Source organism: Nocardioides sp. S-1144 (genome assembly GCF_005954645.2).
Lineage (GTDB): Bacteria > Actinomycetota > Actinomycetes > Propionibacteriales > Nocardioidaceae > Nocardioides > Nocardioides dongxiaopingii.
In genome coordinates this window covers 3,414,144-3,428,078 of the sequence record NZ_CP040695.2, presented here as the reverse complement: position 1 = coordinate 3,428,078, position 13,935 = coordinate 3,414,144, and the positions used below count along the sequence as shown (strand labels likewise).

Here is a 13,935-nt window from a genome sequence, read left to right as displayed (position 1 = left end):
CTGCCGCGACCCGGGGCGAGGCCCGCGGCGTCGCCCCGCCACCACCGCGCGACGTCGGCGAGTCTGGCCAGGGACGGCTCGGCGGACGGGACGGGCAGCGGGGCTGGCAGCGGGGCGGGGAGCGGGGCGGGCACGCCCGCATCGTCGCCCACCAGCCGTGGCCGCGCACCGGACTTGCTCCGTCCGACGAGCGGTCGTGCTGCGTTTACACCCCGGCGACCCGGGCTTCCTACGGTCACGGCGTCCCCACCGGGTCCGGGCCCGGTGCTGCCCCAGCCTGGAGGAATCCATCGTGTCCCTCGTCCCGTCCGAGCTCTCCCTGTCGCGCCGCGCCGTGGTCGGCGCCGGCGCCGCCGCCGCGTCCGTGCTCGCGCTCGGCTCCGCCGTCCGCCCCGCCCCCGCCGCCGCCCGGACGGCCCGCGCGCTGTCCACCGCGCGCGCCGGCACGCTCGGCCTGCTCACCGACCCGTTCCTGCAGGCCCCGACCGCGGACGGCGTCTCCGTGGTCTGGATGACCGAGTACGCCGGCGCCGGGCACACGCTCCTCGTGGGTGACGCCGTCGAGTCGCTCACCGACGAGCAGCTGGTCGCCGCCGCGAGCGGTACCGCCGTCGCCGGCGTCCGCAGCTTCCCGGCGGACTCCTCCCGACTCTCCCGGGTCGTCGAGGACGCCGCCTCGAACGTGCCGGTGAAGCCGGCCACGATGGTCGCGCGCGAGGTGCACCGCCACGAGGCCGTCGCCTCCGGGCTCGGCGAGCGGACGCCGTACCGCATCGTGAGCACCTCCGGCGGCGAGTTCGCCGCGTCCGGGACCTTCGAGCTCGCGCCGGCGCCGAAGCCCGGCCAGGGCGCCACCATCCTGCTGACCAGCGACCACCAGGCGATGGTCAACACCCCGGCCAACCTGGAGGTCGCGAAGGCGACCCTCGGCCGGATCGACGCCGTCTTCCTCGCCGGCGACCTCGTCAACGTGCCCGACCGCGCCTCGGAGTGGTTCGACGACACCCGCGGCAGCGGCTTCTTCCCCGCGCTCCAGGGCCGCGGGGGACGGGTCTCCACCGGCGGCCGCTCCTACGCCGGCGGCGAGATCGTCCAGTCCGCGGTGCTCTACCCGGCGATCGGGAACCACGAGGTCCAGGGCCGCGTCGACGGGCTCACCGCCCTCAACCTCAACAACTGCGTGCCCCGCGAGGTCGCCGAGCGGCGCTACGCGCAGGTCGCGGCCACCGTGAACCCGACCGGCGACCCCGCCGTCGAGGCGCAGTGGATCGAGGACAACTCGTGGAGCACCACCACCTACGAGGAGATCTTCTCGCTCCCCGAGGACTCGCCCGGCGGCAAGAAGTACTACGCCACCACGGTCGGCGACGTCCGGATGATCAGCCTGTTCTCGACCCGGATCTGGCGCGGCACCAACGCCAACACGCTGCCGGCCGAGCGCACCGCGACCAGCCGCTACCAGGAGTCGGCCGCGACCCTCGGCGACCCGATGGCGCAGGGCTACGGCGAGTTCGTCTTCGAGTCCCTCGCCGAGGGCAGCGAGCAGTACGAGTGGCTGAGGGCGGAGCTGGCCAGCGAGGAGTTCCAGGGCGCGGCGATCACCGTCGTCGTGCTGCACGAGGGCCCGCAGGGGATCGGCGACAACATCATGCCGGTCTTCGCCGAGCCCGACCGGATCGAGAGCCGCGACGCCAGCGGGGCGCTCACCTCGGTGCGCTACGAGTACCACCCGAGCGACAACATGCTGCTGCACGACCTCCAGCCGCTGCTGGAGGAGGCCGGCACCGACCTGGTCCTCAACGGCCACAGCCACCTCTGGAACCGCTACCGCTCGCCCGGTGGCACGAACTGGATGGAGACCTCCAACACCGGCAACACCTACGGTGCCTTCGACGGGCTCTCCAACCGCACCCGGCCGCTGCCGCCGGCCCCTGGAACGCCGACAACTACCTCGCCCTGGGCAACCCCGGGGGACTCGAGCCGATCCTGCCGTCGGTCAAGCCGTTCACGAACCCCGACGGCGTCCCGCTGCCGTTCGTGCAGAGCAACGACCTGTGCGTCTTCACCGCCCTCGACACCGCGACGCGCACCGTGACCACCTGGGTCTACGACGTCAAGCAGCCCGACACGGCACCGTGGGTGATCGACGAGTTCACCGTCGGGCGCGGCGCGACCGTGATGACGGCGTCCGCGACGATGACCGGCACGGACGGCGTCCGCATCGCCGGCACGGTCCGCTCCGGCTCGGCGGCCACCGGCACGGTGGTGGTCAGCGCGGAGGGGCGCGAGCTGGCCCGCGCCACGGTGACGGCCGGCACGTTCGCCGTCACGCTGCCGGCCGGGGTGCTCGACGTCGGCACGCACCCGGTGTCCCTCGTGTTCCCGCGGACCCGCACCCACCTCGCCGCCTCGATGTCGCTCGCGGTCACCGTGCCCGACCCGGACGGCCCGGACGCCCCGGTGACCCCGCCGCCCACCGCGCCCGGGCGCGCGGTCGTGACCGCCAGCGTGCTGCGGGTGCTGCGCCGCCGGGTCCGCCTCGCCGTCCGGGTGCGGGTGCCCGGCGGCACGGCCGGCGGCCGGGTCGAGATCCGCCGCGGCGACGGCGAGCTCGTCCGTCGGGCCCGCCTGCGAGGGGGACGGGTGACCGTCGACCTGCCGCGTCGTCGCCTCGGTGCCGGACGGACCACGCTGCGGGTCGTCTACCCCGGCTCGGGGTCGGTGCCCCGGTCCGTCGGCACGGTCACCTTCGAGCTGCCGCGGCGGTCCTGACGCGCCGGATCGACGCCGAAACCCCGAAACCACCACGGACGCGCTACTGTGGATCCTGTTGAAGGGACGGCAGCACTCGCCGTCCTCGCCGCGCAAGTAGTCGTGGCTTGTATCTAGTACTTTCTGGTCTTCGGTTCGCTGGACATCAGCATGTGGATGTCTTCAGCGGCTCGGAAGCACACGGCTTCCGGCACCGAACAAGGGAACAGATCATGGCTCAGGGCACCGTCAAGTGGTTCAACGCTGACAAGGGCTTCGGCTTCATCGCTCAGGATGGCGGCGGCGAGGACGTGTTCGTCCACTTCTCCGCGATCCAGACCAGCGGCTACAAGTCGCTCGACGAGAACCAGAAGGTCGAGTTCGACCTCGCCCAGGGCCCCAAGGGTCCTCAGGCTGAGAACGTTCGCGTCTCCTGATCTCACTCGGAGGGCCCCGACCGCACGCGGTCGGGGCCCTTCGTGCGTCCGGACACGTTCCGGGTGGGAGCCCGCTCGGGGCGGCCGGCACCCGTCGCGCGGGTCGCGGCGGGCTCAGGTGTCGCGGAGGTCGGTGAGCGACCGCGCGAGCCACTCGCCCAGGAGCGCACGCTCGGCGTCCGACAGCCCCGGCAACGTCGGGACCACGGCGGCGAAGGTAACCGCGACGGTGCGCGTCGCGCTGTCCGGGACCACCGGTGCGGTGGTCAGGATCGCGCCGAGGACGGCCTCGAGCATCGCCTCCGACAGCCCCGGGTCGCGCTCGGTGGGCGGCGTGGCGAGCAGCGCGAGGGCGGCCCCGCTGCCGGCCGCGTGGATCATGAGCAGCGCCCGCTCCTCCTCGACGCGCAGCAGCCCCGCCGTCGCCAGACCCCGCACCCGCGTGCGGAGCACCTCGATGCCCGCCACGGTCGCCGGTGACGGACCGAGCCGACCCGGTGCCTGGAGCAGCGCGTAGAGCTCGGGGTTCGCCAGGGCGAAGTCGAGGTGCATCCGCCACCCCGCGCGCAGCTCCTCGACCGGACCGGCGTCGGGCGGGCTGGGTGACCGCTTCGCCGCGACGTGGGCCGCCATCACGTGCTCGGCGAGGGCGTCGAGGAGTCCGTCCTTGTCGCCGAAGATCCGGTAGAGGGTGGGCGCCTGCACGCCGGCCGCCTGGGCCACCCCTCGCGTGGTGAGGGCGGCTGCGCCCTGCTCGCGCAGCAGGTGGGTCGCCGCCTCGACGATCCGCTCGCGGGGGTCGTCGGTCGCGCTGGTCATGCAACAACGATAACGCATTCTTGCTATCGATGATGTTACCGTTGCTAACGTCATCGCAACATCATCGATAGGAGCAGTCATGCTGATCGTCACCGGAGCCACCGGACAGCTCGGGTCCCGCATCGTCGAACGGTTGTTGGAGCGGGTTCCCGCGGACCAGGTCGGGGTCAGCGTCCGGGACCCGTCCCGGGCCACCTCCCTCGCCGACCGGGGCGTGCGCGTCCGGGCGGCGGACTTCACCGAGCCGGCGACGTTGGCCCACGCCCTCGAGGGCGCCTCGCGCGTGCTGGTGCTCTCGGCCGCCATCCGGGGTGCCGGCGCCGTCGCGGCGAACCTCGCGGCGCTCGACGCCGCCCGCGACGCCGGCGCCGAGCGCGTCCTCTACACCAGTCACCAGGCGGCCTCACCGGTCTCGGCCTTCCTGCCGCAGCACACCCACGCCGCCACCGAGGAGCACCTCGCCGGGCTCGGGGTCCCCTTCACCGCCCTGCGCAACGGGTTCTACGCCTCCACCCTCGGCCTCCACCTCGACGAGGCGCTGCGCACCGGGCGGATGGCCCTCCCCGAGGACGGTCCGGTGTCGTGGACCGCGCACGCCGACCTCGCCGAGGCGGCCGCGATCGCGCTGGCGTCCGGCGGCGGGCTCGACGGCGTGACGGCGCCGCTCACCGCACCGCACCTGCTCGACCTCGCGGACGTCGCCGCGGTCGTCGCGGACCTGGTCGGCCGACCGGTCACCCGCGTCGTCGTCGCCGACGAGGAGTGGGCGGCGTCGGCGGTCGCGCGCGGGATGCCGCCGGCCGCCGCCGAGTTCACCCTCGGCATGTTCCGTGCGGCCCGGGCCGGTGAGTTCGCCGTGACCGACCCGGCGCTCGAGTCGGTGCTGGGTCGACCGGCCGTGCCCGTGCGCGAGGTGCTGCAAGGACTGCTCCCGCAGCACGCGTGACCTCAGCGGGCGCGGCGCACCCGGATCGGTCCGCGGGCCGTCGAGGGATCGACCACCGAGCCGCGCTGGACGATCTCGACCTCACCGGAGGCGACCAGCCGGCGCGCGGCCCGGCGCGCCGGCTCGGTGAGCGCACCGGCGTCCGTGTCGGGACCGGCCACGACCCGGACGGCGTCCGCGACGTCGACCGTGCCGCCCGACCGCTGCCGCCGGAGCAGGTCGAGGATCGCGCTCTCCAGCGCCCGGTCGGTGGGGCCGACCCGGCGCTTGCGGCACGCGGTCGAGCAGTAGCGGACCTCGTCCCAGCTGCGCTCCCACTTCTTGCGCCACTCGATCCGGCGGCCGCACGACTCGCAGGTCCTCGGAGCGGGCGTCACGCCACCATCCTGCCCGGCGGTGGTGAACCCGCTCCCTGCGCGGGTCGTCGGTGGCGGGTGCCAGGGTGGGGCCATGACCAGGGTCTGCCTCTCCCGGCTGCCGGAGGGGGAGGTGCTGCTCGTCGAGGCCGGGGCCGAGCGGGTGGTGCGGGCGGCCGACCTCCCGGCCCTCGTCGCCGAGCGCGAGGCCGACGACGCCGCGACGGGGTCGCCGCCGCGGTGGGTCTGGGACGACACCGCGCGGTGGTACCCGCCGCTGCTCGCGGCCGGCGTCCGGGTCGCGCGCTGCCACGACCTGCGCCTGGCGCACCACGTGCTGCGGCGCGCGCCCGCGGTCGACCAGCGGCTGCTCGAGGGCGAGCAGTCCGAGCACTGGCACCGGCTCGGGCCCAGCCGGCCGACCGACCCGGCCCTGTTCGAGATCGACGACACCGCCGAGCACCTGCGCGCCGACGTCGAGGACGCCCGGCAGCGGGCTGCCGTGGCGGCCTCCGCGGAGGCCGGCCGGCTGGGCCTGCTCCTCGGGGCCGAGTCGGCCGGCGCCCTGGTCGCGGCCGAGATGACCCACGCCGGGATCCCGTGGCGGGTCGACGTCCACGAACGGCTGCTGGTCGACCTGCTCGGACCCCGGCCGCCGCGCGGTGCCCGCCCGCAGCGCCTGGAGGCGCTCGTGGCCGAGGTGCGCCGGGCCCTCGACGCCCCCGCGCTCAACCCCGACTCGCGCCCCGAGCTGCTGGCCGCGCTGCGCCGCGCCGGCCTCGACGTCGCCGACACGCGGGCCTCGACGCTGCGCGCCCTCGACCACCCGGCCGTCGCCCCGCTGCTGCGCCACAAGCAGCTCGCCCACCTGTTCTCCACCAACGGCTGGGCGTGGCTCGACCAGTGGGTGGGTGGGGGACGGTTCCGCCCGTCCTACCAGCCGGCCGGGTCGAGCACCGGCCGGTGGTCCTCCAACGGCGGGGGAGCGCTGTCGATCCCGGCGCAGGTGCGCCCGGCGGCCGTGGCCGACGACGGCTGGGTGCTCGTCGTGGCCGACGTCGCGCAGCTCGAGCCCCGGGTGCTCGCCGGGATGAGCGGCGACCGCGCGCTGGCGCGGTCCGCGCGGGGCGCCGACCTCTACCAGGGCATGGTCGACGACGGCGCGGTGGCCAGCCGCAACGACGCCAAGCTCGGCCTGCTCGGCGCCATGTACGGCGCGACCAGCGGCGAGAGCGGCCGGATGGTCGCGGGCCTCACCCGGCGCTACCCCGACGCCTTCGGCCTCGTCGAGGACGCCGCGCGGGCCGGCGAGCGCGGCCAGGTGGTCCGCACGCTCCTCGGGCGCGGCTCCCCGGGCCTGGGCGAGGTGTGGGAGCACCCCGATGACGACGGCCCGGCCACCGCCGACACCCACGCCCGGCAGGCCCGGCTCCGCCGGTCCTACGGCCGGTTCACCCGCAACTTCGTCGTCCAGGGCACGGGGGCCGAGTGGGCGCTGTGCTGGATCGCCGACCTGCGCAACCGCCTGTGGCGGCTCGGCTCCGGACGACTCGAGAGCCGCCCGCACCTGGTCTTCTTCCTGCACGACGAGGTCGTCGTGCACGCCCCGGCCGAGCTGGCGGACGCCGTCGCCGCCCAGGCCGTCGAGGCGGCCGCCACGGCCTCGGCGCTGCTGTTCCGCGGGCTCGCCGTCGACTTCCCGCTCAGCACCTCGGTCGTGCGCTCCTACGCCGAGGCGGGCAAGGGAGTGGCACCGGTCGGGGGCTGAGGCAGGGCCGGCGGGGCATCGCGGCGAACGGCTGCGGGCGCGGGTCGCGTGGCGTACCGTGCTGGCTACCGAGGGTTCTTCGCGTCCCGCCAGTCAGGCGGCTCCATTCCCGGCTCTCCATCGCTCGATCGGAACCGGGACTTGATCGACGTCCACCACGCCACCGCCGCTCACGACGACGTGCTGTGCACCGTCACCGGCAGCCTCGACGTCGTCGGCGCGGCCCGCCTGCGTCGCACGCTCGACGCGGCGGTGGCCGCGGGCGCCGTCTGCGTCTCGGTCGACCTGCGCGGCGTGGAGTTCGTCGACGCCTCGGGTCTCGGCGTCCTCGCCCGGCACTGGACGGCGCTGCTGTCGCGGCTGCCGGCCGGGGTGGTCCTGGTGGACGCGAGCGACGAGTTCTGGACGATGGTCGCGCGCACGCAGCGCCAGGCGACGTTCGCGCGCCCGGAGCCCGCCGTGCCGGCCGGCCTCGTGCTGCCGGCCGACGGCGTCGCCTGAGACCACCCCGCAGTCACCTGCACGGGTGGCGGTAGATCTCCGGGGATGGGCACCGGGGGGAGCGACACGTCCGGACTCGGACGCGCCGCCCGATCCCAGGAGGCACCATGACCGACACCCCCACCAGCGAGAAGGCACAGGCGGCGGCATCCACTGCGGCCGACGAGGGCAAGCACGTGGCCGGCGTGGCCCAGGACGAGGCCAGGAAGGTCGCGAGCGAGGCGACGTCCCAGGTCCGTTCGGTCCTCGACGACGCTCGCACGCAGGTCGGCGGCCAGCTCGGCGACCAGACCCGGCAGCAGCGCGACAACCTCGTGGCGACCCTCGCCACCTTCGGCGACGACCTGGCCACGATGGCCGACGCACCCGACGGTGGCCTGGCCGCCGACGTGGCCCGTGAGGTCGCCGAGCACGCCCAGAAGCTGACGGGCTACCTCGACGGCCGCGAGCCCGGCCAGCTGCTCGACGACGCCCGCGACTTCGCCCGCCGCCGCCCCGGCACGTTCCTGCTGGGGGCTCTCTTGGCCGGCGTTGTCGTCGGCCGGGTCGCCCGTGGCGTCAAGGACGCCGGCTCGGATGCTCCGGCGACCACGTCCCCCGACCAGCTGGCGGCTCCGGGTGGCCAGCCGGTCGGTCAGTCCCTCGGGCTGCCCGCCGGGACGCCGGCGGCCGCGGCGGCACCGCCCACGCCGGTCGCCGTCCCGACGCACGACGTCACCGCGCCCGCCACGGCCCCAGGCTCCGGTCTCGGAACCGACGCCGCCGGGTACGGCCGGGGGCAGGAGCTTCCCGGAGGACCGGCATGAGCACCCTGGACCCCCACGGCGCAACCGCCTCGGCCAGCCACGACCCCGCGGGTTCCGGTCACGAGACGCGGAGCCTGGGGGAGATCGTCGGTGAGGTCACCGCCGACCTCAGCACGTTGATGAAGCAGGAGCTCGAGCTGGCCAAGGTCGAGCTCAAGCAGGAGGCCACGAAGGCCGGCAAGGGGGCGGGGATGCTCGCCGGTGCCGGCGTGGCCGGTCACCTCGTGCTGGTGTTCCTGTCCCTGGCGCTGATGTTCGTGCTCGACAACGTGATGCCGATCGAGCTCGCCGCCCTGATCACCGCCGTGGTGTGGGGCGTGGTGGCCGCGATCCTCGCGGTCCTGGGCCGCTCGAACCTGAAGAAGGCCAACCCGCAGCTGCCGAAGACGCAGCAGACACTCAAGGAGGACGCATCATGGGCGAAGACACAGACCAGCTGAGCACGGAGATCGCCACGACCCGGGGCAACCTGGCCAACCACCTGGACGAGCTCCAGGACAAGGTCAGCCCCGCGGCCATCGTGGACCGCAAGAAGGCTGCCGCCCGCGACCGCGTCGGCAGCGTCCGCAGCAAGGTCATGGGCAGCGCCGGTGGCGCCAAGGAGTCCGTGACCGGTGCTGTCTCCGGTGCCGGCGGCAGCGTCTCGGGCACCGCCTCCGACGCTGCCGACACCGCCAAGGACCAGTTCCAGGGCTCGCCCCTGGCCGCGGGTGTCGCCGCGTTCGGTCTCGGCATGGTGATCGCCGCCCTCGTGCCGGCCACCCGCGCCGAGTCGCGCGCCGCCGTCCAGGTCAAGGACGCCGTCCAGGAGCACGCCCAGCCGCTGGTCGAGGACGTCAGGTCCGCGGCCGCCGAGGTGGGCGGTCAGGTCAAGGAGAACGCCGCCGACGCCGTCGAGCAGGTCAAGCAGACCGGTCAGGAGGCCACGGGCCGGGTCAAGGACGAGGGCACCTCCGCGGCCCAGAACGTCCGCAGCGACGCCCAGGGCTGAGCACCCACCACGAGGCCCCCGTACCGCCGAGCGATCGGCGGTACCGGGGGCCTCGTCGTGCGTCCCGGCGTGGAGGACCCTCAGCGCGGACGACGCTCGTCGACGACGAGGTCGTCCCCGCGACGTGTCAGCGACCGGGTCCGCAGGCGGAGGTGGCGCGCGTAGGAGAGCACCAGGCGGCCGTACCCCGGGATGCGCCGGTGCAGGCCGAGGAACCCGTCGGGTCCCTTGAGCATGGCGCCGGTGCGGACGTCGTAGGTGCTGCGGTGCCACGGGCACACCAGGCAGCCGTCGGCGTCCACCGAGCCCTTCGACAGGTCGGCGAGCTGGTGGCGGCAGCGACGCGAGACCGCGAACGGCTCGCCGTTGCTCGTGCCCACGGCCCACTGGCCCACGGCGTGCACGGAGCCGGGCACGAGGGCGTCGGCGCGGATGCGATCGGCAGAGGTCATGGCGTTCTCCTCGCTAGGGGGTCTGGCCACCACGGTGCGCGATTCCTCGCCGGTTGCCCACCACCCGCCGAGGTGTCCGGGTCCCCACCACGCTCCTCGGGGTGGCGTGGCGGGCCGGTGTCGCGCCTAGGCTCGTCCTTCCGACCTGCTGCTCGACCGACCTCGTGGGGAGTGACCGTGGAACCGACCCCTGGCACCCTGCGTGCCGACGACGCCTTCGGCCCGTTCCTGCTCCACGGCGAGGACCTCCTCACCCGGCTGCAGGAGCTCGCCGGGCGGGTGCAGCGCGTGGTGCCGGCGTGCATGGGGATGAGCGTGTCGCTCACCGACCCGGTCGTCACCTTCACCCTGGCCTCGACCGACACCGACGTCGCGCTCCTCGACGGCGTGCAGTACGTGGCCGGCGGGCCCTGCGTCCACGCCGCGGAGGTCGACGAGACGGTCCACCTCGACGTCACCGACGACGCACTCGACGAGGCGCGCTGGCACCACTTCGCGAGGGCCGCCGCCTCGCGCGGGGTCGCGAGCACGCTGTCGCTGCCGATGCTCGACCAGACCCGGGTGGTGGGCGTCTTCAACCTCTACGCCTCCACGCCCCACGCCTTCGTCACGCGCGCCGCCGAGGTCAGCTCGATCCTGGGCACCTGGCTCGAGGGCGCGGTGCTCAACGCCGACCTGGCCTGGTCGACCCGGGAGGCGGCGGCCAGGGGCGAGGCCGCCCTCGGCGTCGCGACCCGGCTCGCGGTGGCCGCGACGCTGCTGGCCGGCGACCTCGACATCACCGTCGAGGCCGGCTCCGAGCGGTTGCTCGACGCCGCCCTCCGCGCCGGGGTCTCGCTCGAGGCGATGGTCGGCTGCGTCATCGACCTGCTCACCTGACCGCGTCACTCACCCCGACGGTGCGCGCCGACACGGCTATCGTGCCGAGCATGTCGAAACAGCCGGTACGGGTCGCGATCGTCAACGACTACGAGATCGTCGTGGCCGGGACCGCCGCCGTCCTCGCGCCGTTCGCCGAGCGGGTGCGCGTCGTGGAGCTCGACAGCCGCCAACCCGTCGTCAGCGACGTCGACGTCGTCCTCTACGACTCCTTCGGCCAGGTGCAGGGCTCCGACGTCGACGTCGACGCCCTGCTCGACCACGGGACCGCCCGGGTCGTCATCTTCAGCTGGAACACCGACGCCGACCTGGTGCGCCGCTCCGTCGCCGCCGGGGCTGGCGGTTACGTCTCGAAGGGCGTCGACGCCGAGCAGCTCGTCGACGCGATCGAGCGGATCCACGCCGGCGAGGTCGTCACGCCCGCGGGCGCCGGGCAGCCCGACGGCGACGCGTTCGGCCGCTGGCCCGGTGAGGAGCACGGGCTGAGCGCGCGCGAGTCGGAGGTGCTGGGGCTGATCTGCCAGGGGCTGAGCAACGAGGAGATCACCCGCCGGGCCTGGATCGGGATGAACACCGTGAAGACCCACATCCGCAACCTCTACCGCAAGATCGGCGTCGAGAGCCGCACGCAGGCGGTGCTCTGGGGCACCGAGCAGGGCTTCAAGCCCGACCGCTCCCGGACCCTGCGCCCCTAGGGCCCTCGCGACCACCGCGCCGCCAGCGTCTGGGAGGCAGCCCCGCGGGGTACCGGGTGGGATGACCCTGCGAACCGAACCACGCGGCGGCACCGACCGGTCCGCCGCGCTGCCCGGGTTCCTCTACGGGATCGGGCTCGGCGGCTTCGTCGACGGGATCGTGCTCCACCAGATCCTGCAGTGGCACCACCTGGTCAGCCACACCGACGCCCACCCCACCACCACCGTGGCCGGCCTCGAGGCGAACACGCTGGCCGACGGCCTGTTCCACGTCGTGTCGTGGCTGGTGGTGGTGGCCGCCTGCGTGGTGACGATGCGACAGTGGCGCGCTGGCCGGTTCGCGCCCGCCTGGCGGTTCCACCTCGGCGCGATCCTCGCCGGCTGGGGCGTCTTCAACCTCGTCGAGGGCGTGGTCGACCACCACGTGCTGGGGATCCACCACGTCCGCGACGACGTCGGCGCCCCGCTCGCCTGGGACCTGGGCTTCCTCGCCCTCGGCGCCCTGCTGGTGGTCGGCGGGTGGCTGCTGGCCCGGACGAGCGGGCCCTCGGGCGGAGGCCGTCCCCCGCGCGGCTAGGGGTACCCGGGGTCAGGGCCGGTCGCGACGCGAGACCGGGCCCTCAGCGAGGAAGCGGCGGGCCGAGTCCACGAGGGTCCGGGGGCGCAGCGCGGGCGTCGGCAGGTGCGCGCGCTCGCCCATGCCGTCGACGACCTGCTGGAGCGTCGAGACGGCGTCGGTGGCCGGCACCCAGCCCAGCTCCTGCTCGGCGCGGGAGCAGTCCATCAGCGGCACGCTGCCGGCCAGGTCGATCCAGCCCGGGTCGAGGGGCTGCACCCGGGCGTGCCAGGACGCAGCGACGGCGGCCCGCACCACGCCGAGGGGCACGTGCACGTGCCGGGCACCGAGCGCGGCGGCGAGGTGCTCGACGGTGATCACCGGTGCCGCAGCGAGGTTGAAGGGGCCCGGCGCTCGCACGTCGAGGACGCGCGCGATCGCCTCCGCGACGTCGTCGGCGTGCACCATCGGGAGCTCGAGGCCGCGGTCGACGGGCAGCAGCGGCACGAGCCGGACCAGCCCGGCCGGCGCCAGCGCCGGCAGCCCGTACCGCAGCAGGGCGCTGCCCGCGCCGCGCTGCCCGACGATGCCGGGGCGCAGGCGGGTGACCACGTGGTCGGTGGTGGTCCGCTCGAAGGTGTCGAGCAGCCGCTCGGCGGCCGCCTTGTGCTGGCTGTAGGGCGACCCCGGGATGCCGCCGGTGGGGTGGTCCTCGGTGACCGGCACGTCGGAGGTCCGCGGCGAGTAGGCACCGACCGACGACATGTGCACGAGGTGCCGCACCCCGGCCGCGCGCACCGCGGTGAGCACCCGGTCGGTCCCGCCGGGCCCGGTCTGCTCGAGCTGGTCGAGCCGGTGGGAGGGCTGGAAGGCCCACACGAGGTGCACCACGGCGTCGGCACCGGCGAAGGCCTCGCGCAGGACCGGCACGGAGGTGTCGCTCGCGAGGTCGGCGGTCACCCAGCGCACGGCGTCCAGCGGCTCCTCGGCCCCCGACGGCGGGTGGGGCGGACGGCGCACGACGCCGACGAGGTCGTGCTCGGCGGCGAGCCGGCGGACGACGGCCGTGCCGACGTTGCCGGTGGCGCCGGTGATGACGATGCGCACGTCAGGTACCTCTCGGTCGGGGGGTGGTGGTCCCCGGTACCCCGTCGGCGGCCGGTCCAGCCACCCCGGTGGTGCCGGTGCGGGGCGTGACGGGGTCCGCGCGGTGGACCTACCGTGGCCGCATGTACCTCGAGAACCTCGTGATCGACGCCCTCGATCCCCAGCGGCTGGGCCGGTTCTGGGAGGCGGTGGTCGAGGGTGAGCGGCTGACCGACGAGCCGGGCATCTTCGAGACCCGGCTCGCCGTCCCCGGGGGCCCGGAGCTCGACCTGTGCTTCCAGCAGGTGTCCGAGCCGGCTCCCCCCGCGCCGCGGCTGCACGTGGACCTGGCCGGCGGACCGCACCAGGACGAGGAGGTCGCGCGGCTGCTCGCGCTGGGCGCGCGCCGCCTCGACATCGGTCAGGGCGACGTGCCGTGGGTGGTGCTGGCCGACCCGGAGGGCAACCCGTGCTGCGTGCTGGAGGAGCGTGCGGCGCACGCCGGCAGCGGTCCGGTCGCCTCCCTGCCGCTCGCGTCGGCCGACCCCGACCGCGACGCGGCGTTCTGGGCGTGGCTGACCGGCTGGACCGACGTGACGGGTTCCGCGCCGCGGTCGCTGAGGCACCCGTCGCTGCGGGGCCCGCTGCTCGAGATGGTGGCGGAGGCGGCACCGCACGGCCCGACCAAGAACCGGTGCCACCTCGACGTCCGGCTCGAGGCCGGCGACGACCTCGACACGGTCGCGGCCGGCATCGCCGAGCGCGGGGGCGCGCCGCTGCGCACCGACTGGGGCGACCTCCCCTGGACCTCCTTCACCGACCCGTCGGGCAACGAGCTCTGCCTGCTGCCGGCCCGGGCCTGACCTCACCCGTTGGGGGTGGCTGGTCTGCT

The 13,935-nt window shown here is 74.8% G+C and carries 17 protein-coding genes; 13 read left to right on the top strand and 4 right to left on the bottom strand.

All coding sequences use genetic code 11. The features are described from left to right. Nucleotides 1–292 precede the first annotated feature (292 nt). The 3 genes from FE634_RS16085 (at nucleotide 293) to FE634_RS16075 (ending at nucleotide 3,188) form a co-directional block, all read left to right on the top strand. Nucleotides 293–2,095 (top strand): metallophosphoesterase family protein, encoded by a 1,803-nt coding sequence (locus FE634_RS16085; RefSeq protein WP_148240768.1) that lies wholly within the window; start codon nucleotides 293–295, stop codon nucleotides 2,093–2,095. Next, nucleotides 2,038–2,772 carry a hypothetical protein gene (locus tag FE634_RS16080; protein ID WP_148240767.1) on the top strand — a complete coding sequence of 245 codons (735 nt, stop codon included), beginning with the start codon at nucleotides 2,038–2,040 and terminating at the stop codon, nucleotides 2,770–2,772. Before FE634_RS16085 ends, FE634_RS16080 begins: the two co-directional genes overlap by 58 nt. 212 nt (nucleotides 2,773–2,984) lie before the next feature. Continuing rightward, nucleotides 2,985–3,188, top strand: coding sequence for a cold-shock protein (locus tag FE634_RS16075; RefSeq protein WP_134767068.1), 204 nt, complete (start codon nucleotides 2,985–2,987; stop codon nucleotides 3,186–3,188). A gap of 114 nt (nucleotides 3,189–3,302) precedes the next feature. Here the strand turns inward: FE634_RS16075 and FE634_RS16070 are convergent, their stop codons facing one another. Then, a complete protein-coding gene (locus FE634_RS16070; protein ID WP_222847600.1) occupies nucleotides 3,303–4,007 on the bottom strand; it encodes a TetR/AcrR family transcriptional regulator in 705 nt (234 codons plus the stop codon). 79 nt (nucleotides 4,008–4,086) lie between these two features. Between FE634_RS16070 and FE634_RS16065 the strand changes: the two genes are divergently transcribed. Further along, nucleotides 4,087–4,953, top strand: a complete 867-nt coding sequence (locus FE634_RS16065) for an NAD(P)H-binding protein (protein ID WP_138876475.1) — start codon at nucleotides 4,087–4,089, stop codon at nucleotides 4,951–4,953. Between the two features lie 2 nt (nucleotides 4,954–4,955). On the opposite strand, the gene FE634_RS16060 is transcribed toward FE634_RS16065, so the two are convergent. Next, nucleotides 4,956–5,330 carry a DUF2256 and DUF3253 domain-containing protein gene (locus FE634_RS16060; RefSeq protein ID WP_222847599.1) on the bottom strand — a complete coding sequence of 125 codons (375 nt, stop codon included), beginning with the start codon at nucleotides 5,328–5,330 and terminating at the stop codon, nucleotides 4,956–4,958. A 73-nt stretch (nucleotides 5,331–5,403) separates the two neighbouring features. Here FE634_RS16060 and FE634_RS16055 point away from each other — a divergent pair, with 73 nt between their 5' ends. The 5 genes from FE634_RS16055 (at nucleotide 5,404) to FE634_RS16035 (ending at nucleotide 9,375) form a co-directional block, all read left to right on the top strand. Continuing rightward, nucleotides 5,404–7,077 (top strand): bifunctional 3'-5' exonuclease/DNA polymerase, encoded by a 1,674-nt coding sequence (locus tag FE634_RS16055; RefSeq protein ID WP_148240766.1) that lies wholly within the window; start codon nucleotides 5,404–5,406, stop codon nucleotides 7,075–7,077. Between the two features lie 141 nt (nucleotides 7,078–7,218). After that, nucleotides 7,219–7,578 (top strand): STAS domain-containing protein, encoded by a 360-nt coding sequence (locus FE634_RS16050; protein ID WP_187366729.1) that lies wholly within the window; start codon nucleotides 7,219–7,221, stop codon nucleotides 7,576–7,578. 107 nt (nucleotides 7,579–7,685) lie between these two features. Next, on the top strand, nucleotides 7,686–8,384 hold the full coding sequence (locus FE634_RS16045; RefSeq protein WP_138876471.1) for a hypothetical protein: 699 nt from the start codon (nucleotides 7,686–7,688) through the stop codon (nucleotides 8,382–8,384). Then, a complete protein-coding gene (locus FE634_RS16040) occupies nucleotides 8,381–8,824 on the top strand; it encodes a phage holin family protein (RefSeq protein WP_137293900.1) in 444 nt (147 codons plus the stop codon). Before FE634_RS16045 ends, FE634_RS16040 begins: the two co-directional genes overlap by 4 nt. Continuing rightward, on the top strand, nucleotides 8,800–9,375 hold the full coding sequence (locus FE634_RS16035; protein ID WP_137293899.1) for a DUF3618 domain-containing protein: 576 nt from the start codon (nucleotides 8,800–8,802) through the stop codon (nucleotides 9,373–9,375). The genes FE634_RS16040 and FE634_RS16035 overlap by 25 nt, the downstream gene beginning before the upstream one ends. 80 nt (nucleotides 9,376–9,455) lie before the next feature. Here the strand turns inward: FE634_RS16035 and FE634_RS16030 are convergent, their stop codons facing one another. Next, nucleotides 9,456–9,827, bottom strand: coding sequence for a Rieske (2Fe-2S) protein (locus FE634_RS16030; RefSeq protein WP_138876470.1), 372 nt, complete (start codon nucleotides 9,825–9,827; stop codon nucleotides 9,456–9,458). 177 nt (nucleotides 9,828–10,004) lie between these two features. Here FE634_RS16030 and FE634_RS16025 point away from each other — a divergent pair, with 177 nt between their 5' ends. From FE634_RS16025 to FE634_RS16015, 3 genes are all read left to right on the top strand, one after another. Then, on the top strand, nucleotides 10,005–10,706 hold the full coding sequence (locus tag FE634_RS16025; protein ID WP_138876469.1) for a GAF domain-containing protein: 702 nt from the start codon (nucleotides 10,005–10,007) through the stop codon (nucleotides 10,704–10,706). A gap of 50 nt (nucleotides 10,707–10,756) precedes the next feature. After that, nucleotides 10,757–11,401 (top strand): response regulator transcription factor, encoded by a 645-nt coding sequence (locus FE634_RS16020; protein ID WP_138876468.1) that lies wholly within the window; start codon nucleotides 10,757–10,759, stop codon nucleotides 11,399–11,401. Nucleotides 11,402–11,462: 61 nt separating this feature from the next. Continuing rightward, nucleotides 11,463–11,978 carry a DUF2243 domain-containing protein gene (locus FE634_RS16015; RefSeq protein WP_138876467.1) on the top strand — a complete coding sequence of 172 codons (516 nt, stop codon included), beginning with the start codon at nucleotides 11,463–11,465 and terminating at the stop codon, nucleotides 11,976–11,978. A 12-nt stretch (nucleotides 11,979–11,990) separates the two neighbouring features. Here the strand turns inward: FE634_RS16015 and FE634_RS16010 are convergent, their stop codons facing one another. After that, nucleotides 11,991–13,064 (bottom strand): NAD-dependent epimerase/dehydratase family protein, encoded by a 1,074-nt coding sequence (locus tag FE634_RS16010; RefSeq protein ID WP_138876466.1) that lies wholly within the window; start codon nucleotides 13,062–13,064, stop codon nucleotides 11,991–11,993. A 122-nt stretch (nucleotides 13,065–13,186) separates the two neighbouring features. Between FE634_RS16010 and FE634_RS16005 the strand changes: the two genes are divergently transcribed. After that, the gene (locus tag FE634_RS16005; RefSeq protein ID WP_138876465.1) at nucleotides 13,187–13,906 is read left to right on the top strand and encodes a VOC family protein; all 720 of its coding nucleotides are present in this window, start codon (nucleotides 13,187–13,189) and stop codon (nucleotides 13,904–13,906) included. The last annotated feature ends 29 nt before the right edge of the window (nucleotides 13,907–13,935 follow it).